This is a genomic window from Pontibacter deserti, from assembly GCF_023630255.1.
Lineage (GTDB): Bacteria > Bacteroidota > Bacteroidia > Cytophagales > Hymenobacteraceae > Pontibacter > Pontibacter deserti.
Genome location: NZ_JALPRS010000003.1, coordinates 365,890 through 391,914 on the forward strand (window position 1 = coordinate 365,890; position 26,025 = coordinate 391,914).

General features: G+C 44.7%; 22 protein-coding genes. 9 read left to right on the forward strand and 13 right to left on the reverse strand.

Annotation, left to right across the window (positions count from 1 at the left end; all coding sequences use genetic code 11):
• Window positions 1-79: 79 nt before the first annotated feature.
• Window positions 80-721 carry a CatB-related O-acetyltransferase gene (locus tag MJ612_RS16510; RefSeq protein WP_187032092.1) on the forward strand — a complete coding sequence of 214 codons (642 nt, stop codon included), beginning with the start codon at window positions 80-82 and terminating at the stop codon, window positions 719-721.
• A gap of 98 nt (window positions 722-819) precedes the next feature.
• The gene (locus tag MJ612_RS16515; RefSeq protein WP_187032090.1) at window positions 820-1,503 is read left to right on the forward strand and encodes a 2-C-methyl-D-erythritol 4-phosphate cytidylyltransferase; all 684 of its coding nucleotides are present in this window, start codon (window positions 820-822) and stop codon (window positions 1,501-1,503) included.
• Here MJ612_RS16515 and MJ612_RS16520 read toward each other — a convergent pair.
• The 3 genes from MJ612_RS16520 to MJ612_RS16530 all read right to left on the reverse strand — a co-directional run bounded on the left by MJ612_RS16520 (window position 1,498) and on the right by MJ612_RS16530 (window position 4,138).
• Window positions 1,498-2,223, reverse strand: coding sequence for an ABC transporter ATP-binding protein (locus MJ612_RS16520; RefSeq protein ID WP_187032088.1), 726 nt, complete (start codon window positions 2,221-2,223; stop codon window positions 1,498-1,500). The two genes, MJ612_RS16515 and MJ612_RS16520, sit on opposite strands and share 6 nt — an antisense overlap.
• Window positions 2,224-2,318: 95 nt before the next feature.
• Window positions 2,319-2,540 (reverse strand): DUF2795 domain-containing protein, encoded by a 222-nt coding sequence (locus MJ612_RS16525; RefSeq protein WP_007652164.1) that lies wholly within the window; start codon window positions 2,538-2,540, stop codon window positions 2,319-2,321.
• Between the two features lie 278 nt (window positions 2,541-2,818).
• Window positions 2,819-4,138, reverse strand: coding sequence for a DUF349 domain-containing protein (locus tag MJ612_RS16530; RefSeq protein ID WP_187032086.1), 1,320 nt, complete (start codon window positions 4,136-4,138; stop codon window positions 2,819-2,821).
• A 325-nt stretch (window positions 4,139-4,463) separates the two neighbouring features.
• Between MJ612_RS16530 and ettA the strand changes: the two genes are divergently transcribed.
• A complete protein-coding gene (gene ettA, locus MJ612_RS16535; RefSeq protein ID WP_187032084.1) occupies window positions 4,464-6,134 on the forward strand; it encodes an energy-dependent translational throttle protein EttA in 1,671 nt (556 codons plus the stop codon).
• A gap of 454 nt (window positions 6,135-6,588) precedes the next feature.
• Here the strand turns inward: ettA and MJ612_RS16540 are convergent, their stop codons facing one another.
• Window positions 6,589-8,160, reverse strand: coding sequence for a serine hydrolase (locus MJ612_RS16540; RefSeq protein ID WP_187032082.1), 1,572 nt, complete (start codon window positions 8,158-8,160; stop codon window positions 6,589-6,591).
• Window positions 8,161-8,890: 730 nt separating this feature from the next.
• Window positions 8,891-9,862, reverse strand: a complete 972-nt coding sequence (locus MJ612_RS16545) for a zinc dependent phospholipase C family protein (RefSeq protein ID WP_187032080.1) — start codon at window positions 9,860-9,862, stop codon at window positions 8,891-8,893.
• Between the two features lie 108 nt (window positions 9,863-9,970).
• Here MJ612_RS16545 and MJ612_RS16550 point away from each other — a divergent pair, with 108 nt between their 5' ends.
• On the forward strand, window positions 9,971-10,846 hold the full coding sequence (locus MJ612_RS16550; protein WP_187032078.1) for a tetratricopeptide repeat protein: 876 nt from the start codon (window positions 9,971-9,973) through the stop codon (window positions 10,844-10,846).
• An 88-nt stretch (window positions 10,847-10,934) separates the two neighbouring features.
• On the opposite strand, the gene def is transcribed toward MJ612_RS16550, so the two are convergent.
• The 8 genes from def to MJ612_RS16590 all read right to left on the reverse strand — a co-directional run bounded on the left by def (window position 10,935) and on the right by MJ612_RS16590 (window position 19,005).
• Window positions 10,935-11,507, reverse strand: coding sequence for a peptide deformylase (gene def, locus MJ612_RS16555; protein WP_187032076.1), 573 nt, complete (start codon window positions 11,505-11,507; stop codon window positions 10,935-10,937).
• Window positions 11,504-11,923, reverse strand: a complete 420-nt coding sequence (ruvX, locus tag MJ612_RS16560) for a Holliday junction resolvase RuvX (RefSeq protein WP_187032074.1) — start codon at window positions 11,921-11,923, stop codon at window positions 11,504-11,506. The genes def and ruvX overlap by 4 nt, the downstream gene beginning before the upstream one ends.
• Window positions 11,924-12,010: 87 nt before the next feature.
• A complete protein-coding gene (locus tag MJ612_RS16565; protein WP_187032072.1) occupies window positions 12,011-12,502 on the reverse strand; it encodes a DUF2231 domain-containing protein in 492 nt (163 codons plus the stop codon).
• 1 nt (window position 12,503) lies between these two features.
• Window positions 12,504-12,821, reverse strand: coding sequence for a hypothetical protein (locus MJ612_RS16570; protein WP_187032071.1), 318 nt, complete (start codon window positions 12,819-12,821; stop codon window positions 12,504-12,506).
• Between the two features lie 65 nt (window positions 12,822-12,886).
• Window positions 12,887-15,313, reverse strand: coding sequence for a TonB-dependent receptor (locus tag MJ612_RS16575; protein ID WP_250419220.1), 2,427 nt, complete (start codon window positions 15,311-15,313; stop codon window positions 12,887-12,889).
• Between the two features lies 1 nt (window position 15,314).
• Window positions 15,315-16,688: an HTTM domain-containing protein gene (locus tag MJ612_RS16580; protein ID WP_187032069.1), complete on the reverse strand. Its 1,374-nt coding sequence runs from the start codon at window positions 16,686-16,688 to the stop codon at window positions 15,315-15,317.
• A 12-nt stretch (window positions 16,689-16,700) separates the two neighbouring features.
• A complete protein-coding gene (locus tag MJ612_RS16585) occupies window positions 16,701-17,816 on the reverse strand; it encodes an imelysin family protein (protein WP_187032067.1) in 1,116 nt (371 codons plus the stop codon).
• A 91-nt stretch (window positions 17,817-17,907) separates the two neighbouring features.
• Complete coding sequence (locus MJ612_RS16590; RefSeq protein ID WP_187032065.1) at window positions 17,908-19,005, reverse strand: DUF4856 domain-containing protein; 1,098 nt, start codon at window positions 19,003-19,005, stop codon at window positions 17,908-17,910.
• 260 nt (window positions 19,006-19,265) lie between these two features.
• Here MJ612_RS16590 and MJ612_RS16595 point away from each other — a divergent pair, with 260 nt between their 5' ends.
• The 5 genes from MJ612_RS16595 to MJ612_RS16615 all read left to right on the forward strand — a co-directional run bounded on the left by MJ612_RS16595 (window position 19,266) and on the right by MJ612_RS16615 (window position 25,934).
• A complete protein-coding gene (locus MJ612_RS16595) occupies window positions 19,266-20,927 on the forward strand; it encodes a S41 family peptidase (RefSeq protein ID WP_187032063.1) in 1,662 nt (553 codons plus the stop codon).
• Window positions 20,928-20,998: 71 nt separating this feature from the next.
• Window positions 20,999-22,201 carry a homogentisate 1,2-dioxygenase gene (locus tag MJ612_RS16600; protein WP_187032061.1) on the forward strand — a complete coding sequence of 401 codons (1,203 nt, stop codon included), beginning with the start codon at window positions 20,999-21,001 and terminating at the stop codon, window positions 22,199-22,201.
• 73 nt (window positions 22,202-22,274) lie between these two features.
• Window positions 22,275-22,805 (forward strand): hypothetical protein, encoded by a 531-nt coding sequence (locus tag MJ612_RS16605; RefSeq protein ID WP_187032059.1) that lies wholly within the window; start codon window positions 22,275-22,277, stop codon window positions 22,803-22,805.
• A gap of 14 nt (window positions 22,806-22,819) precedes the next feature.
• On the forward strand, window positions 22,820-23,197 hold the full coding sequence (locus MJ612_RS16610; RefSeq protein ID WP_187032057.1) for a co-chaperone GroES: 378 nt from the start codon (window positions 22,820-22,822) through the stop codon (window positions 23,195-23,197).
• Window positions 23,198-23,381: 184 nt separating this feature from the next.
• Complete coding sequence (locus MJ612_RS16615) at window positions 23,382-25,934, forward strand: DUF5916 domain-containing protein (protein WP_187032055.1); 2,553 nt, start codon at window positions 23,382-23,384, stop codon at window positions 25,932-25,934.
• Window positions 25,935-26,025 lie beyond the last annotated feature (91 nt).

Consider the following 26,025-nt stretch of genomic DNA (forward strand, 5'->3'; position numbering starts at 1 on the left):
ATTTCTGAATGAATTCTCAAAATCTCTAACTTTATAACTCATATACTTTCAAACTCTTTAACTCCCAAACTACAAGACTATGGCCGGACCTAACCCAGATACTACCTTTCCACTACCGCACCACCACAGACTGGTTTTTCTTAAAAACATCATTCAAAGCCCTAACATTATAGTTGGTGATTATACTTACTATGATGACCTGGAAGATCCGCACAATTTTGAGAAGAATGTGTTGTACCATTTCGATTTTATAGGTGACAAACTGGTTATCGGAAAATTCTGTGCTATTGGTTCGGGCGCAACGTTTATTATGAACGGTGGCAATCACGAGACAAAACCGGTTTCTACCTATCCTTTTGCTATTTTCGGGAATGATTGGGAGAAAATTACAGAAGGTGTGGACCTGAAGGATAAATACCCATCAAAAGGAGACACCAGGATTGGCAATGATGTATGGGTAGGGTATAAAGCTGTAATAATGCCGGGTGTGAAGATAGGAGATGGGGCAGTAATAGCAACTAAAGCTGTTGTAACCAAAGATGTACCACCTTACAGCATTGTAGCAGGCAATCCCGCAGAGGTTGTAAAAATGCGTTTCCCGGAAGATACTGTAGCAAAACTGCAGCGAATAGCCTGGTGGAACTGGGATGCAGAAAAGATAACCCGAAACCTGCACCTTATAAACTCTGATGATGTGGATGCGCTTTCCGCATGCCAATAATAACCTGCCTGCAACAAAACTTTCTAATTCTAACTTCTCTAACTCGTCCTTCCCAAACTCTTTATCTCCCAAACTATAAATCTTTCTAACTTTGCTGTATGGCGCAACAATTACCTGAATACGCAATTATAGTTGCCGGCGGCTCCGGAAGCCGGATGCAGCAAGATTTACCTAAGCAGTTTATACCTGTGGCTGGTAAACCGATCCTGATGCATACGATTGAGCAGTTCTACAACTATAACCCGCAGGTAAGGCTGATCGTGGTGCTGCCGAAAGAACAGTTGACTACATGGAAAGAGCTGTGCCAGAAGTATAATTTCAAGCATTTTCATATGACGGTGCCAGGCGGTACTACGCGTTTTGGTTCTGTAAAGAATGGGTTAGGTGCCGTAATGGGAGATGGGTTAGTAGCCGTGCATGACGGTGTTCGCCCTTTTGTAGATACTGCAACTATAAAAGCCGCTTTTGAGATGGCAGCTGTTAAAGGAAGCGCCGTAGTAGCTGTCTCTCCCAAAGATTCGATTCGTGAATTAACAGCCGAAGGTAGTATAGCTGTACCACGTGCCAACTATAAACTGGTACAAACGCCACAGGTATTTCAGGCTTCCATTCTTAAAAAAGCTTACGAGCAACCTGAACAGGATTACTTTACCGATGATGCGTCGGTAGTAGAAAGTATAGGAGAGAAGATAACCTTAGTAGAGGGTAATTACAGGAACATAAAAATCACAACACCTGAAGACCTTATACTTGCCGAAGCGTTTGCAAAGGAGCAACTATAGTATTACTGGCCTGCCTGCTTCAAGGAATGCCTGATTCTCCAGTACAGTTTCTCTGGATATGACCTCAAGTATAGGTTCCGGTTTAGATAAGTTAAGCAGATAACCCTCCATCGGGATGAGGTTATGGAGGTCGTGGGTGATGCACAGTACAGTTTTGCTGCTTTCCTGTACCCAACTTTGCAATAGCTGAAATACCTTGTTTTTATAGTACACATCCAGCTGCTGGGTAGGCTCATCCAGCAGGTTTATACCTGCATCCTGCAATATTAGCTGCGCCAGCCAGACCAGTTGCTGCTCACCTCCTGATAAAGTTGTGAAATCGTGATCCTGAAGGTGTGTTAATTGCAGTTGTGCCAGTACGTTTGCAGCTATGTCGTAATCCTGGGAGCTATAATGCTCAAAGAACCGCTTCTTCCGGAACATACCCATCACAACTAAATCCAGTACTTTAATGGAGAAAGAAACGGTATTGCGTTGCGGCAGATAGGAGAGTACCCCTTTCTGGGTAGCGTGTGGTAACGTTTTCAGGTCGTGGCCCTGCACCAGTAGTTGGCCCTGGTAAGCTACCTTCTGCTGAAAAGTTTTAAAAAAAGTAGTTTTACCTGCGCCGTTATGACCAATAATGGCTACAAACGATGGGGCAGGTATAGAAAAAGAAAGGTTGCGGATCAGAGTACGTGACTCATAACCCGCAACCAAATTTTTTACTTCAATGATCAAGCTTTGCTTAATTATGAATTATAAATTATGAGTTATAAATTATAAGTGGCTGTGTAGGCCATTCATAGTTCCTAATTCTTAATTCGTAATTAATGTTAGTACTCGTCTTCGTTGAACATGAAGTCTTCCTTGGTAGGATAGTCAGGCCAGATCTCTTCGATGTTCTCGTAAGGCTGTCCGTCATCCTCAAGGGCCTGTAGGTTTTCAACTACCTCCATAGGTGCTCCTGAGCGGATAGAGTAATCAATTAACTCATCTTTAGTTGCAGGCCAGGGTGCGTCCTCCAGGTATGATGCTAATTCAAGTGTCCAGTACATAGTATGTGTTCTCCTTAACTAATTGTTGGCTATTTTCAAATTGGTTTGCAAAAGTATAAATAAATATAAAAACAAAAATTTATACTTTAAAAAATTGCTTTTTTATTTGTTTTTAACAACACAACGCAAAAGATAAGCAAATGTTCATATCAAAGCGTTAATTTTTTAGATATACGCATAAATCTATAACAAAAGCTGTACTACGGCCTTTTTGGCAGAGTGTTAAAATAAAAAAGCCTGCACGCGGCAGGCTTTTCAAGTATAAATCCGGAAGCAGGTTAAGCGTTGTTGCTATAGGCTCCCAGTTGCTCTTTAAATCCTTCTATCAGTTCCTGTTTGGTGTTGATCTTACGCTTAAAGTTACGGATCTTACCCTGCAGCATGCTTCTGAAAGTATCGTTGCTTGGCGAGTCGCTGAGTTTGTCCAAGTTTTGCTCCAGTACTTCCAGTTCGTTTCTGTCTGATTTTATAAAGTCCTTTAACGCATTGATCCGAGCATGTAAACCTTCCGTTTCGTTCAGCTTTTCGTTATTTGCCTGCTGGCGTTTACGGATGTAGTGCTCCAGGCTGCTGGTTTCAAATATTTTGTCGCAGGCTTTTATAAACTGCTCCCATACTATATCTGATACAGCCGGGCTTACCGGTCCTACTTTTTTCCACTCGGCCTGCAACTCTTTGGCTCGTCTTACAGCATCGTTCAGGTTGTGCTGCTGCAACAGGCCATTGGCTTCATCCACCAACTGCTTTTTCTTCTCGTAGTTGGTTTCATAAAACTGGTCGCGCGAAGCGTTCTTTTCATTGTTGATCTTAACCTTCAGGCGCTCAAAGAAATGGTTGTGTGCCCTACGGAAATCTGTCCAGAGCTTACTGGTAACTTTGCGCGGCAGGCTGCTGTCAATATCTTTCCACTGGTTTTGTAGTTGCTTCAGCTTAGCTGTTGTGTTTTCCCAGTCGTCAGAATTTTGTAACGCTATCGATTGCCTGATCAAGTCTCTATACTTATCATAAGCATAGTTCTGCATACGCTTCTTATCCTCAAAGAAATTCTTTTTACGCTCAAAAAAAGCCTCGATAGGTGCCTTAAAGCGTTCTTCTATTTCTTCGGTCAGTTCTTTATCTACAGGGCCGGTTTTAATCCAGGTAGAACGTAGTTCTTTCAGCTTGTCAGAAGCTTCTTTCCACTCAATGCTATCCTGTAATGCTTCAGCTTCCTGAATCAGGCCTATTTTAATAGCCAGGTTTTTCTCCCGATTTTGCTTTATAGTTTCGTTTATATCTTCCTCAGCTTTGCTCAGGATATGATACATAGCTTCGAAGTCGCCGAGGGCATCGTAATTACCTATCTGCTCCTTCATATGCAGCACTTTCATCAGGAAAGAGCCTTTATTTTCAGAAGACGCAATACGCTCCAGTAATGAATTCACTTTCTCTCGAAACATTTCAAAGCGTTTCGCAAAGTAAATAAGCGATTCATTTTCAGATTCTTTTACATCACCTACCTGTCGGGCAGAATAATTCATGAAGGGTTGTAACCACACCTGCTGGTCCTGAATAAAGCCGTATTTCTGGGCTTCTTTCAATAGATCGTTGTTTTCCATTTTGACTGGATCGGGTTATGCGTCAAAAAAATAGGGTAAGCGCAACTTTTAAAACTAACTTTAGCATACGCAGCTTTAACTTTGGCGTTTTATTGATGTAGCCATACTACACAAATACGCACAAAGTTTGCCGATAAAGCTTGTTGCAAAGCAAGTATAAGTATACTTAACCAAACAGTATTTTACAAGTTTAACGATTTCGTAGCAATATTCTGAAGGGTATATGCATGAAAATTTACGATATTTGTAATTAATTGATAAACTAAAAAGTTAGCAGAGCCCTGCTTTGCCACTTTCCCAAAGTATAACCTGACAGAACGATAGCATGAGCAACGAAACGATCATTTTCTCGATGGCTGGGGTAAGCAAAGTTTACCCTCCCCAGAAACAAGTACTAAAAAACATTTACCTGTCTTTTTTCTATGGCGCTAAAATTGGCGTACTGGGCCTTAACGGTTCTGGTAAGTCAAGCTTGCTGAAGATTATTGCAGGTGTAGATAAGCAGATACAAGGTGAAGTAGTCTGGAGCCCGGGATACTCAGTAGGTTACCTGGAGCAGGAGCCGCAGCTCGACCCTACCAAAACGGTGCGCCAGGTAGTGGAAGAAGGCGTAGCTGAAGTGGTGGCTTTGCTGAAGGAGTTCGACGAGATCAACATGAAGTTCGCCGAAGAGATGACCGACGATGAGATGAATAAACTCATCGAGCGTCAGGGCGTGGTGCAGGAGAAACTGGATCACCACAACGCCTGGGAGCTTGATAACCGCCTGGAGCGCGCCATGGATGCGTTGAGAACGCCACCGGAAGATGCCATTATTGGGAACCTGTCGGGTGGTGAGAAGCGCCGCGTTGCCCTTTGCCGCCTACTACTACAAGAGCCGGATGTATTGTTACTCGATGAGCCTACCAACCACCTGGATGCCGAATCTGTGGATTGGCTGGAGCAGCACCTGCAGCAGTATAAAGGAACTGTAATTGCCGTAACCCACGACCGTTACTTCCTGGACAACGTGGCAGGCTGGATTCTGGAACTGGACCGTGGCGAAGGTATTCCGTGGAAAGGTAACTATAGCAGCTGGCTGGAGCAGAAAGCTAGCCGTCTGGCTAAAGAAGAGAAGACAGAAAGCAAGCGCCAGAAAACATTACAGCGCGAGCTGGAGTGGGTACGTATGGCTCCGAAAGCCCGTCATGCCAAGTCTAAAGCCCGTATCAGCCAGTATGATAAGTTAGCCGGCGAAGATGCCAAGCAGAAAGAAGAAAAGCTGGAACTGTTTATACCGGACGGCCCACGTTTGGGTGCCCAGGTAGTGGAAGCACATCATGTAAGCAAAGCTTTTGGCGATAAGCTACTTTTCGAAGACCTTAGCTTTTCGCTTCCGCAAGGTGGTATAGTTGGTATCATTGGACCGAACGGTGCCGGTAAAACTACTTTGTTTAAGCTTATAACTGGCCAGGAAAAACCAGATGCAGGTGATTTTACAGTTGGTTCTACTGTGCAGATCTCTTACGTAGACCAGGAGCACGCGCAGCTGGACCCGAACAAATCTGTGTTTGAAGTAATATCAGGTGGAACTGAGCACATGATGATGGCCGGCCGTCAGGTTAACTCCCGTGCTTATGTAAGTAAGTTCAACTTCTCGGGTGGCGATCAGGAAAAGAAAGTAGACAAGTTATCGGGTGGTGAGCGTAACCGTGTGCACCTGGCTATGACGCTGAAAGAAGGTGGTAACTTGCTATTACTCGATGAGCCTACCAACGATCTGGACGTGAACGCGATCCGTGCGCTGGAAGATGCCCTGGAGAACTTTGCAGGTTGCGCCGTTATTATCTCTCACGATCGTTGGTTCCTGGACCGTATCTGTACACACATCTTGGCCTTTGAAGGTGATTCGCAGGTGTACTGGTTTGAGGGTAACTACAGCGAGTACGAAGAGAACAAGAAGAAGCGTATGGGTGATATTGAGCCGAAGCGAATCCGTTATAAAAAGCTGGTTTAATAAATATCTGATTTTATATATAAAAAGCCGCTGCAGTAGTTGCAGCGGCTTTTTGTTTATAGGTAGAAGTATAATTTAAATTACCTTTGAAAGGATAGAGAATTGGTAAGGATTATGCGTAAAAAACCTTCAATGAAATTGTACTAAAATAATTATATTTTGTTACTTTTTGTGTTCTTTTATCTTGTGTTAACAAATTGATAACAAGGCTCGTAGCCATTAATATACAGAAAGCCAAAGGGATAAATTAGTTGTTCAACAAATTAAGCTTATCCTAATTATGAAAAATGTTTACCACAATGATGATGAGTTAGCTTACTGGATTATTGCAGGATACTTCGCAGTTGTTGGAGTAGTTGCAATGCTGGTATCTTAAGTTAATTGTTCCGTATGGAAACATAGAAGCCGCACCTTTAGATGCGGCTTCTATGTTTTATAAGTATGTAAGTTCGGGTTATTTTACTCTTACAAATTTCAGTTCATCAAAGTGGAAGTCTGGATTGTTTGCATCCAGGCGCATCTGGCTTATAGTGCCGTCCTCACCAATTAAAAACCTTACCCGGGTTGGGGTTAGCAGCGCAAAATCGTTTTTCCAGTCCAGGTCGAAGATGTCGTGCTGCCAATGGTTAAGGGTACCGCTCAGAGCAGGTGCCGGAGCCAGCTGAAGATCCAGTTTCCCATCTTTTAAAGTAACAGTAGCGTTGCCATAAAGCTCACTGTAGTAAGTGCCGGTATAAGCCGTCAGGTCCATTGTAGCCTTTGTTTTACGCTTCTTCTCTTTCGGGGCTTTTGCCTGTGCTTCGGCTTGTTGTTTTTTAGCTTTTGCCATCATGTCCAACGAAACCTGGCTCCAGTCTTTGCCATTCTGCACACCAAAAAACTGGTCTAAGGTATAGTTTGCCAGCGGCGACATAATGCTGCTCATGCTGTTGGTTAGAATAACAATGCCCAGGTTCTCTTCCGGTACCAGTACGGTGCGGCTGTTCATGCCTTCGTGGCCACCACCATGGTATACTTGTTTGCGTCCTTCGTAATCGCTTACGAACCAACCTAAGCCGGCTGCAGTAAAGTGTGTGGACGGCATATACTCTTCAGCACCTTTTGATACAGGCATAGGGTTGTGTGCCTGCCACATATGGCGGCTGGCATTTTCGCTGAAGATCTTTTTCCCTTTGTAGGTGCCGCGGTTCAGGTGTAAACGCATCCATTGGGCCTGCTGCGTAACACTGGTAAATATACCAGCAGCTGGGTTCCAGTTATCCCAGGCAGTAAGTGTGGTGGCAACAGGCTTCTCATCTTTATCAAACCCATGTGGCGATGCTACATTCTGCACCCCTTTCAGATCGTTTACGGAAGTATAAGAGCGGTTCATGCCCAGCGGCTGGAAGAATGTTTCTTTAATGTAGTTCTCCCATGTTTTTCCAGACACCTTCTCGATCACTTCTCCGGCTGTAATAAACATCAGGTTAGAGTAACCATAACCATCCCGGAAACCATATTCAGGCTCCAAATACTGCATTCTCCGGATGATATCTTCGCGGCTATAAGTAGTGTTATACCAAAGCAAATCGCCGCTAAATGTTTTCAGGCCTACACGGTGGCTCAGCAGGTCTTCGATAGTCAGATTTTCGGTAACATAAGGAGAGTACATCTTTAAGTAAGGTAGGTACTTGTTTACCTTATCTGTCCATTTTATTTTACCGGCATCAACCAACGTAGCCAGTGCCGCCGAAGTATAAGCTTTAGAGTTAGAGGCAATTCCAAATAATGTATTTGCATCTACTTGTCCGCCTGTTTTGTTATTAAGTACACCGTAACCTTTTGCAAATATTACAGAGTCGTTTTTAACAATGGCAATGGCCATACCCGGCACATCCCAGTCTTTCAGGGCTTTCTGATAATAAGCATCGAGTTTGGTTATAGTTGCAGCCGTAGTCGCTTTCTGGGCAAATGCTGGTTGAAATAATAAGCACAGCATCAGGCATAGCAAAGTATAGCTGATGCGTGAAGTATAGATTTTGTTCATGAAGTTAGTGTTTTAAGGTGCGGCAATATAGGGATTTTTAGAGTTGCAGGAAAATGAGGGTTATGAGTAATATTTAAAGATAGCTATCCTTTCATAGCTATCTTTAATCCTGGGAGCTCTATCCACCTACCGTTTCATCTATAGCTATGGTGCCCTCACGGCCGGGAGGCCCCCTCTTTGGGCATCGCGCGGTTGCTTTCTTGCTATCCTCCTACGTCGGATTGCCCTTCAGGCACCGCAACAAATCAAAGGCGCTCAACCCAAAGACTGATATCTTTCTCATAGCAACCTCTATTCTATACTTTGAACTTGCTCGCTTCGAGATTGATCGTGATAATATTTTCGTAAGGACAGGTCAAGACCTGTCCGATCTTGGTCTGTAACTATAAACCTATAGCTTCAGCAATAGCAATAGCAGGATTGTCCCCTTGAGGGGACTACAGGGGTGTCGAATCAGCAACTATAAAACTATATCTCCAACTATAGTAGTAGCAAAAAGGCTCCCCGCCTTAGACAAGGAGGGGTTGGAGTGGTTGGATCACAGCAACTATAAACTACAAATTCCAAACATTAGCTGCTGCTCAAAAGACCTCCGAGCGTTTGCAAAACCTCGGAGTGTCTCAAGGATCAGCCGCTTTATAGCAAAGACGCTCGTAGGAGCTGCGCACGCTACGAGCGTCTGTTAAAACTTCTTCAATTTAATAAATGAGGATAGCTGGGAAGGAGTAGATCAGTTACCTTCTTCCCTCGGCTTATGCGGTCCTGTTTCATACTCCTTTTTCTCCATCTCCAGGCGGTGGAGTTCTTCCGGAGTTAGTGTGTTGGCAAGTGTGCCCAAACTGGGTTGGCCAGCATCTACCCAGGCAGTGTACCAGTAGTTGGCAACGGCTTGCACAGCCAATCGCATTTGGCGCTCTACCTGCCCGTTTAACTTTTTGCTGTAAGCTTCTGAAAACTCGCGGGAATACACGCGGGTGGTCAGGTTGTTGCGCACTTCAAAACTATACTTCTTTTCTTCGTCGAACTCCCGGGTTAGCTGCCGCTCAAAGTATAGAACTGAATCTAAGGCTGTATGTGCACTGGCAACCAGATCCCACGCTTTAAGCTGAGGTTGCTCCAGGTATTGGGCCGGCCCAACAAAAAAGTCATAGTTATCAGAGAACAGTTCGGGCAACCGCGATTCCCAAAAGGCATGTATGCCACGCTGGTTTGTTAGTTGCCCATTATAGTTGCTGGTGGTGTGTAGCGGCACGCAGGCATCGGCAATGTAGTGGCCAATGTCAGCAGAGAGGCGCAGGATCTTATCCAGGTTTCTTTCTTTGAAAGCCTGCGTTAGCTGGTACTTCATAAAGTTGATATGCCACGGTACAATACCATAAGCCAGTAGGGTGTCTTCTGTAAACTGCTCCACAGCCGGCTGCCAGAAACGTGGCAGTTTGTACAAGGCGCTGTCTCCGTATTCGTCTAGGTCGATGTAATGGCGGGGTGCTTCATCTTTTACAGCATAGCGGCGTTTGTCGGGGTTAACGGCATTCTCTGTAATGTAGCGGATGTGCTTTTTGTAGAAACCGACCATTTCGGGTGGCAGGGCAAACACGGCCAGCCTGTTTATGCGCTGGTGCGCATAAAAGCCCCAACTATAGCCATGCAAAGGCAGCAACAATGCATAAAGTACAAGTATAGCTTTTATAGTTGTGGACATACCTGCGGTGTACGGAATCTAAGAAGATATTGATATTAACTATACTTTATATTAATTATCTGCTATATTTATGTAAATTTCTTTAAAAAATATAGATTTAATCCAAGCATGAAACACTTAATACTTCTAACTATTGGGGTTTTCTTAACAATGAATCTTCAGGCACAGAAGCTTTCGGAGAAAGTAATGCAAAAAGCCTGCGATTGTGTTAATAATCTTAAGACTTATCAGCAACTTCAGGATAGTTTGCAAAACTGTACTGTAGAAGCGATGGCTTTTGTAATGAAAAATGGCACGTCTGAAGAGCGGGAGACACTAAGTAAGGTTGAAGGTATAACCGGTATATTCAAAGATGTGAAAGAAGCGCTGCCGTCTTATTGCGATAATGTAAGAAAATTGATGGTAGAAGAGAAGGTAAGAGAATATTATAGATTATCATTAAACAAGAATGCTAACAAGTATTATGAAGAAGGTAACGAGCTTCTAGAGAAAGGTGATTTTACGGGAGCCAGAAAGGAATACGAGAAGGCTGTTAAAATTGATAAAAACTTTGTGTACGCTCTTGATCATATTGCCATTTCGTACCGGCGAGAAAAGAATTTTGAGCTAGCAATAAAGTATTATAAGAAGTCCTTAGATGTATTTCCGGAGGGGAACTTAGCTCACTTGAACCTTGCAGTTGTTTATAGTTTACTTGAGGACTACGACAACGCTTTAAAGCATTATCAAGAATTAGTTTATCTATATCAGGATGATCCGGAGGGGTATTTTGGAGCTGGAAAGATTTTGTTTATACAGACAAAATATGAACAGGCGCTAGAAAATCTGTTTACGGCATATTTGTTGTATAAAAAAACAAACTCAAATTACCTCAAAGACAGTGAGAGTTTAATAAGTATGGTCTACACTGATTTGAAAAATAAAGGCAAATTAGACATCTTTACTCAAAAGGCTCAGCAGTATAATGTTTCTATAAGTGAGTAGTTTTTCAATTTAATATGGTTACCTAAAACCAAAAACGGCCTGCTATAAAACTACAGCAGGCCGTTCTTTATACTTCTAAACTATAAACCTAGCGACGTTTATCGGCAGCCGGGAACTTCATTTTATAGTCGGCGTCTACTTCGCCTTTTGAGATCTTGGTCAGCTTATTTTTGATCAGGCGTTTTTTCAGGCCGTTCAGGTGGTCCGTGAACAGGATGCCTTCGATGTGGTCGTACTCGTGCTGGATAACACGGGCAGTCATGCCATCATAGGTATCGGTATGCTCGTTCCATTCTTCATCCTGGTACCGGATAACGATGCGTTCCGGGCGGTAAACGGTTTCGCGAACACCCGGTATACTTAAACAACCTTCTTCAAAGCCCCATTCTTCGCCATCTTCTTCAATAATTTCAGCATTGATAAATGCTTTCTTAACGCCTTTGCCTTCGTCTTCATCGTCCATCATCGGCTCCGAGTCAATCACAAAAAGGCGGATGCTTTTACCGATCTGGGGTGCTGCCAGGCCAACGCCGTGTGCATGGTACATGGTAGTATACATGTCTTCTACCAGCTCTTTCAGGTTCGGGTAGTCCTGTGGGGTTATGTCTTCTGCTTCCTTTTTAAGTACAGGGTCGCCGTAGGCTACAATTGGGTAAATCATAATATGTTTTTGCTCTCTAAATACGATTGTAAAATGATGGCTGCGCTCACACGGTCTACAGTGCCTTTGTCTTGTCGGTCTTTCTTTTTAAGTCCGCCGGCCAGCATTGCAGCCTGTGCCATTTTAGATGTAAAGCGCTCGTCTACGGTATGCACTGGTATGCCCGGAAACTCCTTTTGCAGGGTGCGCATAAACCCGACCACATGCTGCGTTGCATCCGAGTCTTCGCCGGAAAGGCGGCGCGGCATGCCCAGCACAATAGCTTCTACAGGTTCGCGCTGCACGTAAGCCTTCAGGTAAGCCAGCACATCTTTGGAGTGTACGGTATCCAGCGGGTTAGCTGCAATCTGTAACACATCCGTAACGGCGAGCCCTACGCGTTTTGTTCCGTAATCAATTCCCAGTATCCTGCCCATAGTTTGCTTTTGCGCTACAAAGGTAGGGATTTAAATTGTTGGTTGATACTAGTTGCTGGTTTAGGCTGAGCAGAGGGAAAAATAGACTTAAAAGCCAGCACAATCGGAAGCGGGCATGTTAACACCACCAGCCTGGTTGTAAACAACCTGTGCACCTAGGTGGCCGGCATAAGTAAGGTAACCAGCACCTATTACCATAAGCACAACTACCAACAAGCGCAGCAGCTTAGGCCATAGTTTAAGGATGTTAACATTAATAAGTATGTTGAGCATTGCAGCGGCAGAAAAAAGATAGGCTACATTAAAGGCAGCAATTTCATGGTCTTTGAGCACGGTTGGGTCGCAGATTTTGCGCGATACAGTTGCATCGGCCATGTCGCCGGTGTAAATAGCTACCCAGGCAGATAAAGCACCCAGGTAAAGTAAATAAGAGCCAGCCTTTTGCCAGAAAAATTTCTGATCGCCACGTGTAACCCCTGCTATACTTATGGCTATAGTTGCCAGCAGCAGGATAGCAATCGGGAAGTGTACGCTCAGCGGATGCCAGATCTCTGTCCGCCAAAAGGTTGGCTCGTTCATGTTATTCCAGTATTCTTACAGCTACAGGGTCAAGGCGCTGACCGGTTTTTTCTACCTCTACTTCTACTTTGCCACCTTCTTTCAACTCTGCAAAAGGCACTGTCTCACCATTCTTTGTCAGGGTTGTAGTCTCTGTAAAGTATAACTCCAGTAGTTTGTTGTCGTCAGTCTTAACATATATCTCGTTTTTCTCAGGCTCTACTTCGTGCAGCGTGCCCTGGTAAGTGCCAGACTCTACAACATCAGTTTTCTGTTCACAGCTATAAAAGAAAGGTGCCACAGCTACCAGCGCCGGGAGAAGCATTTTCGTGATTTTCATGGTTTAAAAGTTAGTGTTTAAGTATAATATGTATGGTTGATTTAGTAAGTATAGCCTTTTATAGGTTATAGTTTGAACTGCAGTGTTACGTAATAATTACGGGCATCGGAAGGTATAATACCAGGCCCGGGATATCCGGTAGCACGGCGCGTAAAGTAACGGTTATCGGTCAGGTTATTGATACCGGATTCTAATGTGAAGCGCTTGTAAGTATAGCTGCCTGATAGATCCATTACCCAGTAAGCCGGAATTTTGCCTACTACGGCTGTTGGTTCCTCAATACTGTTATCAGCATCAGTATACTGACTGGAAGTATAAGCATATTGGTACGCCAGTTTAAAGTTGTTGCGTTTAAATGACAGCCCTGCTTTGGCGATAAGCGAAGGCGCCATTTCCACAACGTTGCCATCTACTGTACTTAAAGGGCTGTTGTAGATAGTATGCACATACGTTATGTTAGAGAAAGCTGAAAGGCTGGTTGGGTGATCGGCTCCATAGTATAGTTTCAGCAGGTCTGCCTCGGCAAAGGTTTCAATGCCATTGTGGTACGAATCGCCGGCATTGGTGCGGATGCGCTCTATTACATTGTTTTCGTTTGCCCTGCCTATAGTTGTGATACGATCTTTATATGCGATATGGAACAGGCTGGCATCGTAGTTCAAAACCCCGCTTATATTGCCCCTAAAACCCAGATCAGAACTATAGCCGCTCTCATCCTGCATGTCCTGGTCAACTACCTGGTTCGGGTTAATTATGCGCATGTCGTTAAAGTTAATGGCGCGGTAGTTCTGCGAAAAGTTACCGTATACTTCCATCTGCTCGCCTGGCTTGTAGCTCATACCCAGGCCCATCAAAAATATGTTCCGCGAGCTGCTGCGGTCTTCCGGTATAATCTGGTCGTAAATTATAGTTCCTGCATTGTTACGCTCTACATGGCGGTAGCTGCCGTCGGCATTGGTGTTTATCCACTCATACCGTACACCCGGGGTTATACTTAGCTTTGGTGTGATGTTAAAGATGTTCTCGGCAAACACAGCAATGTTGCGGCTCAGGTAATCGTAGCTGGAGGTGTTTGGCCCGCCGTTGTCGGAGTAAAATCTGAAATCGGCATCTGCAGCCAGCGAGCCATCGCCCTGTTTCTGGTCTGTAAAGCCACGGTAGTAGCGCGTACCAACTAACAGCGTTGAGAAGGAATTGCCCAGGTCGTAGCGGTGAATCAGGCGCGTTTCGTTACCTATGTTCCGGAACTTGTCCTGCAGCAAAGTGCGTGGCATGGTAAGGTCGTCGGGGCGGTTTATTTTGCCCATAAAGCCCAGGGCATCACGCTGTGCCAGCAAGCCAAAGTTGCGTACATTCAGTTTGGTGCGTTCGCTGAGGCGGTAGTCCAGGGTCAGGGCCATCAGGTTCCATTTCACTTTAAACCAGTTACGGTCTCGTTTTGATTGCCGGGCATCCTGTTCGAACTCACTATCCGTTAGGCCACCCGGCTGCTGTGCCAGGTAATCCATAAAGGTATAGTCAAAGCCTATTTCCAGTTTCTGGTTTGGTTTATAGTGTATAGAGCTGAAGGCCGTGTGGGCATCAAAGCCGGAGTTCTCGCGCCAGCCGTCGCCACGCTTATACTGGTAAAAACCATAGTAATGAAACTTGCCTTTGCTGCCACCAACGCTGTTAAAGGAGTTAAACAAGCCCCATGAGCCTGTGGTCTGGCGGGTGGTGAGTTCAAAAGGTTTGTCTTCTGGCCCTTCCTTCATTACAAAGTTCAGCATGCCGCCAAACTGTGTGCCGTATTGCAACGATGCTGCACCGCGTACTACTTCAATTCTGTCCAGGGCTTCGGTTGGTGGGGTGTAGTAGCTTTCCGGGTAACCTAAGGCATCAGCACTTATGTCGTAACCATTCTGGCGGGTGTTAAAGTTAGAAGTACGGTTTGGGCTCAGGCCACGACCGCCAATGCCTAACTGCAGACCGGCACCATCGCTTTCCCAGATGTTTAGGCCCGCTACTTTGGCAAATACCTGGCGGCTGTTGTTAACGGCTTTGTTGGCTGTGATGTCGCTGAGCACCACTACCTCGCTCTTCTTGGCTTCGTAAATGGCTGTGCCCTCCACAGAGTTTAAGCGGGTAATGCCGAATGTCGCCTCCCGCTTCGATGTCACATTTACCTCGCGCAACTGGCCTTCCATCGGCTTCAGCTCAAAGCTTAGTACAGCCGTTCCGTTCTCAACGGTTACCTGTTTTGTAACAGAGCTCAGGCCTTCGGTATAAGCTGTGAGGGTATAAGTGCCCGGGCGGGAAACTTCTATGCTATAGTTGCCGCTGGCATCAGAAGTATAAACAGTACCTGAATTAACCAGCAGAACTTCTGCTTTTTGCACAGGCTTAGTGGTGTTGGCGTGGGTAATTTTACCTGTAATATACAAGGATTGCGCCAGCGCCAGGTGCAGGCTGCAAAGTATAAACAGGAGGGTAAGTGTAAAGCGTAGCATCATGTTATTTTTGCCCTACAGCCTGTTGTGGCGGGGCAACTTCATCAAAAGGTAAAATCCAGGTTTTAGGTAAAAAGCTGTCCTCTTCGGCGGCCAGATTTTTGGTCGGGTCGATGAAAAGACGGCTGTCGCGGCCATTCATAGTTACATATACTTCTGCACGAACCTCCGGTGCCGGTATGCCTTTCTGCTTATAATCGTCGCGGATGATGTGGGCAAACTGCAGGAGCATGTCGGGTTGGGTAGCTACCATTTTCTCCTGGTTTGGGGTAAGGTAATCGCGGTTGTTTATTTCAGACTCGTTGCCGGTTCGTGGGTCGCGCACATAAAAAAAAGCAGTGCCGGCTTTCTCCATCAGCATTACCCGCCACGAAAAACGGTAGCCCTGTTCTGTCCAGAAAAGTTTATCAGGATATAGCATAAAACGCCATGGCACCAGCACCTGCAGCACAAAGTAAAAGGCCAGCAAATTTAAAACTATAGACTGAGATTTTATAGTTGCTACCCTATAGTTTTGCGGCAACTGTACGCTGGTTATACTTCTGAAAAAGGCAAGAATACGCTCATGAAAAGCAGGAGAGAAGAAAATCAGTGTGCTCACCATCATAATATAAGGGAACATACCGATCTGGAACAGCACAGCCGTCAGCACATGGAAAACTATAACGGTAGCATAGGCCAGCAGCCTGCTCTTGCGCCAACTCAAAAAGAACGGAATAGTAAGGTCATAAAAAGCGCCAAACCAGCTGAAAACATAGGCTACCCAAACATAGTCGAAGAGTGGACCAATGAGTGGCAGGTGCGTGTGAGCCGGTAACCACACGCGCAGCGGCATGGCCTCCAGCAGCCAGTCTGGGTTAAGCTTGGCTACACCGGCGTAAAAGTATACCAGCCCCAGTTGCAGCTGAAAAATAAGTATAGTCCAGCGCGGCACATGGCTTGCCCACAGGCCAGGCTTGCGCAGCACATCCAGCGAAAAATGGCGGTGCGCCGGCACCAGTATCATCAGGAAGGCAACTATACTTACAAAGTAATAATGATTCAGGTAGTTAGTCTTATCTATCAGCTCTACATAGGTAAAGCTTAGGAAGAACAGTGCCGCAGCCCACCTGTAAAACAGCCCCAGCATAATACCCAAGGCTGATAGCGCCATTACGCAAAACAAAATATACATCCCGGTTTCACCGAGCGGTTTTACCCATTCAAAGCCATAAAACGGGAAGTATACTTTAGGCATTACATACAGCTCTGTTACCCAGCCTTTTAGTATAAAGCGCACAATGCTGGCCAGCATCATTCCGCCGAAAATTATACGGAACATTGCCAGCGGCGCAGCAGACATAGGAGTAGTAAGGAAAGGACGGAGCTTTAGCAACATGTTCAGAGGCTGTTAATCACCGTCGTTATCGGTGTAAGAGATGGTAACTCCCAGTTTAGAAGGCATATCTGTTTTGGTAAGCACGATCAGCTTCTGCAGCTCATCATACACCTTGTTTACTGCCGCCTGGTTGGTTGTAACTGCGTCCTTTATCGGTGCATTTACAGCTTCTGCTGCTGCAATGGCAAGGTTAAACTGCTGCTCTATAGCATCCGACAACAGCATATTATCTTTCTTAGCATTTACATGGTTCAGGTAGTCATCCAGCCCAATCCCGTTCGTGCCGTCTGCCGACATGCCCAGGAAGATAGCCTTCTCTGCTCTCAGGTTTTGTAGCAACAGCTCCAGTGAGGTGCCGCTATAGTAGGCTTCTGCTTCTGTAGGACGTGCTGTGCCGGCTGTAAACTTACCAGCAGGTATACCTAATTTGTAACGCTTGGTGATATCGATATCGGAGTTAAGCTGGTTTACCAGGTTACCTATGGCACTGCCTACTGCCGTACCTTCTGATTGCTTAAAGGTGGTGCTATAATTTTGGGTGGTCCAGGCGTTGTAGGTGTTTTGTGCGTGCTGCACCACCAGGTTGGTTATATCCTGCAGGTACTTTTTGCGGTTAGCGACATTTGTTGCCGTTGTATATTGTGCTACAACGTCTGCTTCTGTTGCCTGGCCATACAGCAGGTAATCCAGGGCCGGAAAACCTTTTGCAACTAAGTTGGCTGAAGCCTGCAGATCATAAGTGCCTGCTGTAATGTTGCTTTCTATCTGGGTGGCACTGGTCGGGAACACATTCAGGTTTGAGCGCAGCATTTGCTCATCGGCTGGGCCAAACTCATATGGACTTAGCTCCTGCCAGGTAAGGTATGCCTGCTGGTACTTCTGGCGTGCTGTGTTTAGCGTGGCCGCAGTTGGTGCAGCAACAAAGGCATCTACAGCAGCTTTCATCTCGTTGGTAACTACTGTAAAGCGCTGGTACCCGGGTACAATCAGATTGTCGGCATAGTTGGTGAGCATAGCTTTGCGGTCAAAGTCAGAGCCCGTATTGTCGTCTCCGTTATCTGAGCTGCAGCTTGTTAAAGTAACCAAACCTGCCAGCACTGCTAACACATAAATTTTTGCCTTCTTCATAATATGCTTATATGGTAAAAGCAGCAGCTATAACATTATGTAATGCTATAGCTGCTGCTGTAAAATTACTTAAACTAAACTTCTGCAGTTGCTATAGTTGCCCTTTAATCGCATCCATGCTGTAGGCTGCGCTCAGGATATCGATTGCTGCTACAATGTCAGCGCTTGTTGTGTTGTACAGGTTAGTACCAATTTTAGCCATTACCTGCTCATACTGTGCATCTGTCAATTTTCTGTCAGTTTTATACTTCAGGCCCATTACGAAACCGATAGCCTCAGACAGGTAGTGACTCTTTTTAGCCTGATCAGTAATGTTAGTGCGGGCAGCGTTCAGCTCATGTATAGCCGATGCAGCTACTAAACGTTCCCACTCACTGCGCAGGGTGGCAGCAGCAGCATTTTTACCAGCCATATCATTTGCCGAGATAGCCGCACGACCTTTTAGAAAGGCATCCATCATGGTCTTGTTGCTGTTCAAAGCTGCATTTACCTGGTTGCTATAGTTAGCCCAGAACTTAAGACCAGTTGTGTTTGTCGGGAAATCGGTAGGGGCGCCAAAGTAACCGAAGGCTTCATCCCAGTGGTGCTCCATTTTGGTTCCCTCGCCTGGCGTTACAGTTGTATTGTCTATAGTTGAGCCAATTTTAAGGTCGGTCAGGTAGCCCTCTACTGCCTGGTTATAAAATACAGCTCCCATTAATCCTTTAGCTATCACCTGGGCGTACTCAACACCATTAGCATCTACTAAATACTTCTTGTTATCAGAAGTAGTAAGTATACCGGCTGTTCCGTTAGAGGCTGCAGCACCCGCCGATTGGCTGGCAGTAGCTACGGCATTAAAAAATCCTTCAAAAGTAGTTTGTGCTGTTGCTATGGTCTTATCTTTCAGTTGCTTTCCGGAAGTGTTTAGGCTGGCATCAGCAAAAGGTGCATTGGCATTTGCATACATGTTGCGCATTACCTGTGCATCCAGTACAGCACCATTGTTACCTGTTTTTATATAAGCATCCAGTTCGCTTAGCATACCAAGGCGAGCAGTCTGGCCACTGTAGTTTACATTCTGGAAGTTATATGTGGTAGGTACCTCGTAAGAAACAGCGTCGTCGCCATCTTCGGAGCAGGAGGTAAATAGTACGCTGGCAGCAATGGCAGCTAAAGCAACAGTTCTATATTTGAAGAAGTTAAGCATAAAATAGTGAGGAGTTTTATTTAGAATTATTTTAAATAATGATGCAAAGCTAAAACTGATCTGTATATTAGGCAAGTGTTATTTAGAATAATTTTAAATAAGTTTGTAAGGTTTCGATAACAACAGGTGAATGAAAGCTGCATGATGCAACCCTGTTAAATTTGTATTTGTATAGATAAGGAGCCCTTCTGTATATTTAAAGCAATTGGTATATCCGGCTCGCTATTTGAACCGGTAATGCAGATACATAAAGTATAACTATGAATAAGATAGAACATGGCGAAGACAGGAACAGCATCCGGAATACGCCTATTCAGATAAAGTTGCCGCTATTTATTGCCCTTGCCCTGGTGGCAGGCGTACTGATTGGTGCAAACACTTTCTCTCCATCCACAACTAATCCGCAGGACACAGCCAAAAGCTATTTGAAGTTTCGTGACATACTGAGCTACATAGACCGCGACTATGTGGATACTGTAAACATTGAGGAGCTTGCTAATTATGGCATAACCAAAATGCTGGAAAAACTTGACCCGCATACGGCCTATATTCCTGCAGATGAAATGGCGATGGCTCGTTCTTACCTGGAAGGCGATTTTGAAGGAATAGGAGTGGAGTTCAATATTTTTAAGGATACTATTTATGTGATCACACCACTGAGTGGCGGACCATCAGAAGCAGCGGGTATACTTGCGGGCGATAAGATCATAAAAGTAAATAATGAGACAGTAGCTGGTATTGGCATTACCAATGAAGGTGTGTTTAAAAAACTACGTGGCGAAAAGGGCTCTAAGGTAAACCTAAGTATACAGCGGGGCAACAACCCTAAACTTTTACCTTTTACTATACAGCGCGATAAGATTCCGACTGTTTCGGTTGATGTAAGCTATATGGTAAACGATAAAACGGGTTATATAAAAGTAAGTCGTTTCTCGGCTAACACATTCGAAGAATTTAAGCAGGCACTTGCCGGGCTTAAAAAGAAAGGTATGAACCAGCTTATACTTGATCTTCGTGGTAACCCGGGAGGTTACATGGATCATGCTACCCGAATGGCTGATGAGTTCCTGGCTGGTAATAAGTTACTTGTGTACACCGATGGTAAAGGTACCCGTTATGACTCTAAGAGTTTTGCACGTACCAAAGGAGAATTTGAAAATGGCTCTCTGATTATACTTCTGGATGAAGGCAGCGCCTCGGCTTCGGAGATTGTGGCTGGTGCCATTCAGGACAACGACCGCGGACTTATAGTCGGCCGCCGTTCATTTGGGAAAGGTCTTGTACAAATGCCTATCCCATTAAATGACGGATCAGAGCTGCGCCTTACTATTTCGAGATATTATACACCAAGCGGGCGCTCTATTCAGAAGGCTTATACAAACGGTGCAGAAGATTATGAGAAGGACATGCTTCGTCGTCTGGAGCGGGGCGAATACTTCCATCAGGATAGCAGCCTGTTTGTAGATTCGCTTAAGTTTAAGACATCGAAAGGGCGTGTGGTTTACGGAGGTGGTGGTATTATGCCAGATGTTTTTGTGCCACGCGATACAACAGAATTCTCAGCATACCTGAGCCAGCTTTACAACAAAAATGTGATGCGCGAGTACGCTTTGTCCTACTATAAAAACAACCAGAAACAACTGGAGAAGATGAGCTTTGCGCAGTATAAAAAGTCATTTCAGGTAACAGATAAGATGTTGCAGGACCTGGTAACACTTGCTGGTAAAAGCGACGTGACATACAAGGCAGAAGAGTTTAATCGTTCTAAAAGCCTGATCCGTAACAACCTGAAAGCTTTTATTGCCCGCAGCGTGTTTGGTAACAATGGTTTCTTCCCGGTATTGCACGAAGCAGATGACGAGTTTCAAACGGCCCTGAAGCAATTCGGGCGGGCACAGAAGCTGGCAAAAGGCGGTGTATAAGCGCACCACCCGGAATATTTGTACATTTGTAAAGATTACACCAGTTTTAACTATAAACATAGCTTTAACGCATGCCATTTTATTATAAACTGGGAGAGATCCCTCATAAAAGACATACACAGTTCCGGCAGCCGGACGGCAGTTTATACGCCGAGCAGCTGGTGGGTACGCATGGTTTCAGCGGTGTTTCATCGTTGCTGTACCACATTAATCCGCCTACCAAAATAAGCCGCATAGAGGAGCCGGTGCCTTTTAAACCAAAAGTAGCCGAAGGTATAAAACTGGCACCACACCACCTGCGCACGCTAAACCTGGAAACTACAGGTACCGACTATCTGGATGCCCGTAAAACCGTACTGCTCAACAACGATGTGGATATCAGTATCTGCAACCCGAGCGAGCGGGAAATGAACTACTACTATAAAAATGCAGCCAGCGATGAAGTAGTGTTTGTGCACGATGGTAGCGGTGATCTGCTCACCCAGATGGGCCGTATCCCGTTCAAGACCGGCGATTACCTGGTAATTCCGCGCACGGTTATCCATAAGTTCAGGTTCGATGAGGGGCAGGTGAGATTGCTGATCATAGAAAGCCACAGCCCGATAGAAACGCCACGTCGTTATCGAAACCACTTTGGGCAATTACTGGAGCACTCGCCATTCTGTGAGCGCGACATGCGCCCGCCGATAGAACTGATAACTGAAACCGGAAAAGGGGAGTACCGTGTGCAGATCAAAAAAGAAGGATACCTGCACCAGTATTACTATGAGTTCAGTCCGTTTGATGCTGTTGGCTGGGATGGCTACTTCTTCCCGTATGCCTTCTCCATCTATGACTTTGAACCGATAACAGGCCGTATACATCAGCCACCTCCCGTACACCAGACCTTCGAGGCGCATAACTTCGTGATCTGTTCGTTTGTGCCTAGGCTGTTCGATTACCACCCGTTATCTATACCTGCGCCATACAACCACTCTAACGTAGACTCTGACGAGGTGCTATACTATGTGGAAGGTAATTTTATGAGCCGCAAGGGTGTAGACAGGGCTTCGTTTACTATACACCCTGGTGGTATACCGCATGGTCCGCACCCAGGCACAGTTGAGGCAAGTATAGGCAAAAAGGAAACGAACGAGTATGCCGTGATGATCGATACTTTTAAGCCGCTGCACCTGACCGAGTATGCCGTAGATCTGATGGACAAGAACTACCCAATGAGCTGGAACGAAAACCACGACACCAACGGCCCGCGCCCGGCTGATATGATGGATTAACTGATTTATACTTTGAGCCGGAGCTACAGCGAATAACTATAGCTCCGGTTATTTTTTACGTTTACCCTTTACCATGAAAAAGTTTTTTACCGCAGCCATGCTGCTTGTTTTATTTGCCACAGTAGTAGCTTGTGATTCAATTGACGACCTGCTTACGTTTTACATCAACGAAGAAGAAACCATAGTTGTAGAGTCTAACTTCCCGATTGGCTTAGTTGCTTTTGCACCTATAACTGTGCCTACCAACTCTGAAGAGACCTTTAAAAATAACAAGACCCGTGCAGAACTGGTTAAAGAAGTAACTCTGAACAAGCTCACCTTAACTATAGCTGATACCGCAAAAAGTGCTGATTTTGATTTTCTGGAAAGTATAGAAATCTATATCCAGGCGGACGGGCTGGATGAAGTACGCATTGCTTACCTGGAAGAGGTACCATTGGATGTAAAAACGCTGAACATGAACCTGACCAATGCCAAGCTGGACGAATTCCTGAAGAAAGATAGCTATACCATCCGTACAGCTGCCGTGCTGCGCAATACCGTTGTTAGCGATGTAAATATAAATGCAGCCATGCGCTTTAAGGTAACTGCCGACCCTATTTAATGCATGCTTTATCCATGAGAATTTCAGAGAAGAACAAACTGGAGAAGATCATTATAGTAGGAGACCGCGTTCTTATAAAGCCAAAGTCATCGCGGGAGCAGACCAAAAGCGGTTTATACTTACCACCTGGCGTACAGGAAAAAGAAAAAGTACAGGAAGGCTACATCATGCGTGTTGGCCCTGGCTACCCTATACCTGCCGACTATAGTTTTGAGGAAGAGTCCTGGGAAGAAGATAAGGAAGATGTGCGCTATATTCCGCTGCAGGCAAAAGAAGGCGACCTGGCTATTTACCTGCAGCGCGACGCAATAGAGATAAACTATATGGGTGAAAAATATTTTATAGTACCGCAGTCTGCTGTACTGATGCTGGTGCGGGAAGAAGACCTGTAGTTTATACGTTACCCAACATATTTTAAAGCCATACAGCAATGTGTGGCTTTTTTATTTTAATAATTCTCTTTGCTCAAGCAACCATTTTACATTTCATTACATCTTTATCTCATTAAGACTATACTTGCCTTCCGGAATAATTTACCTTTGCATATTGATATAAATTGTACGCGCTAATACTACTATGAAAAAACGTTCACAAGCAGCTTTACTTAAAGTTTTCTGCTGCATCTTGCTTAGTTTACCAAGCTTTTATGCTGTGGGTCAGTCAGCTAAAAAGTCTCAACCTACCATTACCAAAAAAGAACTTGCGGCACTTCGCGTAACAGCTTCTCCTAAAATAGATGGGGTGCTGGATGAACCCGAATGGCAGCAGGCCCAGATCGCCACTGATTTTATCCAGAACAGGCCAACACCCGGGCCAAAAGAGAAGCATAAAACCGAAGTACGGATCATGTATGATGATGCTGCCATTTATGTGGGTGCCATCATGAATGATGTATCCCAGGACAGCATCTTAAAACAGCTAGGCAAACGCGATGATTTAGGTAATACAGACTTTTTTGGCGTTTTTCTGGACACGTATAACGACCAGTTAAATGGCTTTGGCTTTTTTATAACGCCGGCAGGTGTGCAGCTAGATGCCCGGTACTCTACCAACGGAGAAGACTGGAGCTGGAATGCTGTATGGGAAAGTAATGCCAGTTTACAAGGTACCAGCTGGGTAGCCGAATTTAAAATACCTTATTCCGCGCTACGCTTTAGCAGTAAGCCTGAGCAGCTATGGGGGATTAACTTTATGCGTAACCGCCAGTCTACGCGCCAAGGCTATTTCTGGAACCACGTAGACCCAGCAATAGACGGTTTTGCAAACCAATGGGGCAAACTTATAGGCCTTAAAAATATAGAAGCTCCGCTACGCTTGTCTTTTACACCCTATATCTCGGCATACGCCGAAACAATACCCCAGATTAAAGAAGGCAGCAACGACGATGTAAACTATAACACCGACTATAATTTTGGCGGCGGCATGGATGTGAAGTATGGAATTAATGATGCCTTTACCTTAGACATGACCCTGATACCCGATTTCAGCCAGGTACAGTCTGATAACCAGGTGCTGAACCTGTCGCCATTTGAAGTACAGTTTAATGAAAACCGGCCATTCTTTATGGAAGGTACAGAGCTGTTCAATAAGGGGAACTTCTTTTATTCACGCAGAATAGGTGGCGCTCCTATAAACATGCTTAACAGTGACGAAGAGGAGAAACTTGGCAACAGGATTATCGACAACCCTCTAGAAACAAAGATGCTGAACGGTACCAAAGTATCGGGGCGTACAGAGTCAGGATTGGGTATAGGAGTGTTTAACGCGATAGTAGGTAGGCAGTTTGCCACTGTAGAAAATAGTGAAGGCACCAGGTTTAAAAAAGAAACGCAGCCACTTACTAACTACAATGTTTTTGTTTTAGATCAGTCGCTCAAGAACAACTCTTACGTGACCCTGATCAATAACAATGTAATGCGTCAGGGCAGCACATACGATGCAAACCTAACAGGTTTGCTCTTTAAGTTTGCAGATAAGAAAAATATGTATGCCATAGATGGTAAAGCAGCTTTGAGTCAGAAGTATTTATCTGATAGTACTGCGCTCGGCCATACTTATAGGGTAGGGTTAAGTAAAATGAGCGGCAATTTTCAGGTTTACGCATCACATACACTTATCTCTGATACTTATGATCCTAATGACTTAGGTATTCTGTTTGTGAACAACTCTATGGAAGAGAACCTGCAGTTCAACTACAACATTTATCAGCCTTTCTGGAAGTTCCTGAACATGTATACCAACATTGGGGCGATTTATGCTCGCAGGTATGAGCCGGACGCCTTCCAGAACTTTGTAATCTATGGTAACCTGAATACTACTACAAAGAATTTCATGAGCTTAGGTATGTTCTTTAATGTAGAGCCTGTTATAACTTACGACTTTTTTGAGCCGCGTGTGAATGGATGGTATTATACTTTCCCGACCAACAATAATATTGGCGGTTATATCTCTTCTGACTACCGCAAAAAGCTTGCTGTCGATGTTAGTGGTAATTACCGGTGGTTTGATGAAAACAACAGGCATAACATTAACTTCTCTATTTCGCCCCGCTATAGAGTTAACGACAAGTTAATGTTTGTTTACAGCTATGACCGCAACTTGCGTTTTGATGATATGGGCTTTGCCAGAACGTTTATACAGGGCGAGGAAGATGATCCTAACAAAGAACGTGTGATAATATTTGGTTTGCGCGATGTAAATGCAACCACCAGTACACTTACCAGCAGCTATAGTTTCAATAATAAAATGTCGGTTTCGTTGCGCGCGCGCCACTACTGGTCTAAGGCCGAGTATTCTAAGTTTTACCGTTTGGCAACCGACGGTAGTCTTACCCCAGATAGCTACCCGAATGGCTATGATGATCAGTTTAAAGGCAGTAACCATAACAGGAACTTCAATGCCTTTAATATAGATATGATCTACTCGTGGTGGTTTGCCCCGGGCAGCGAGATAAGCATAGCCTGGAAAAACGCTATCATGGAGGATCAGAGCAGTGTGGTGCCTCGTTACCTGGATAACTTTACCAATACTATATCTTCGCCGCAGAATAACAGCCTATCTATTAAAGTGCTTTATTATATTGATTACCTGACTTTAAAGAATAAGCTTGCTAAAAATAAGAAGGCATGAAATTAAGAGTTAGAGCGTGTGCTTATACTTGGTTACAACTTCAACTATAGCTTAAACTAATATTGCAGTTGCTGTGCACCATTAACAAAAA

What these genes read in the sequence shown, in the direction of transcription:
- MJ612_RS16510 (WP_187032092.1), top strand. Translation starts at nt 80, where the DNA reads ATGGCCGGACCTAACCCAGATACTACCTTTCCACTACCGCACCACCAC.
- MJ612_RS16515 (WP_187032090.1), top strand. Translation starts at nt 820, where the DNA reads ATGGCGCAACAATTACCTGAATACGCAATTATAGTTGCCGGCGGCTCC.
- MJ612_RS16525 (WP_007652164.1), bottom strand. Translation starts at nt 2,540, where the DNA reads ATGTACTGGACACTTGAATTAGCATCATACCTGGAGGACGCACCCTGG.
- MJ612_RS16530 (WP_187032086.1), bottom strand. Translation starts at nt 4,138, where the DNA reads ATGGAAAACAACGATCTATTGAAAGAAGCCCAGAAATACGGCTTTATT.
- ettA (WP_187032084.1), top strand. Translation starts at nt 4,464, where the DNA reads ATGAGCAACGAAACGATCATTTTCTCGATGGCTGGGGTAAGCAAAGTT.
- MJ612_RS16540 (WP_187032082.1), bottom strand. Translation starts at nt 8,160, where the DNA reads ATGAACAAAATCTATACTTCACGCATCAGCTATACTTTGCTATGCCTG.
- MJ612_RS16545 (WP_187032080.1), bottom strand. Translation starts at nt 9,862, where the DNA reads ATGTCCACAACTATAAAAGCTATACTTGTACTTTATGCATTGTTGCTG.
- MJ612_RS16550 (WP_187032078.1), top strand. Translation starts at nt 9,971, where the DNA reads ATGAAACACTTAATACTTCTAACTATTGGGGTTTTCTTAACAATGAAT.
- def (WP_187032076.1), bottom strand. Translation starts at nt 11,507, where the DNA reads ATGATTTACCCAATTGTAGCCTACGGCGACCCTGTACTTAAAAAGGAA.
- ruvX (WP_187032074.1), bottom strand. Translation starts at nt 11,923, where the DNA reads ATGGGCAGGATACTGGGAATTGATTACGGAACAAAACGCGTAGGGCTC.
- MJ612_RS16565 (WP_187032072.1), bottom strand. Translation starts at nt 12,502, where the DNA reads ATGAACGAGCCAACCTTTTGGCGGACAGAGATCTGGCATCCGCTGAGC.
- MJ612_RS16570 (WP_187032071.1), bottom strand. Translation starts at nt 12,821, where the DNA reads ATGAAAATCACGAAAATGCTTCTCCCGGCGCTGGTAGCTGTGGCACCT.
- MJ612_RS16575 (WP_250419220.1), bottom strand. Translation starts at nt 15,313, where the DNA reads ATGATGCTACGCTTTACACTTACCCTCCTGTTTATACTTTGCAGCCTG.
- MJ612_RS16580 (WP_187032069.1), bottom strand. Translation starts at nt 16,688, where the DNA reads ATGTTGCTAAAGCTCCGTCCTTTCCTTACTACTCCTATGTCTGCTGCG.
- MJ612_RS16585 (WP_187032067.1), bottom strand. Translation starts at nt 17,816, where the DNA reads ATGAAGAAGGCAAAAATTTATGTGTTAGCAGTGCTGGCAGGTTTGGTT.
- MJ612_RS16590 (WP_187032065.1), bottom strand. Translation starts at nt 19,005, where the DNA reads ATGCTTAACTTCTTCAAATATAGAACTGTTGCTTTAGCTGCCATTGCT.
- MJ612_RS16595 (WP_187032063.1), top strand. Translation starts at nt 19,266, where the DNA reads ATGAATAAGATAGAACATGGCGAAGACAGGAACAGCATCCGGAATACG.
- MJ612_RS16600 (WP_187032061.1), top strand. Translation starts at nt 20,999, where the DNA reads ATGCCATTTTATTATAAACTGGGAGAGATCCCTCATAAAAGACATACA.
- MJ612_RS16605 (WP_187032059.1), top strand. Translation starts at nt 22,275, where the DNA reads ATGAAAAAGTTTTTTACCGCAGCCATGCTGCTTGTTTTATTTGCCACA.
- MJ612_RS16610 (WP_187032057.1), top strand. Translation starts at nt 22,820, where the DNA reads ATGAGAATTTCAGAGAAGAACAAACTGGAGAAGATCATTATAGTAGGA.
- MJ612_RS16615 (WP_187032055.1), top strand. Translation starts at nt 23,382, where the DNA reads ATGAAAAAACGTTCACAAGCAGCTTTACTTAAAGTTTTCTGCTGCATC.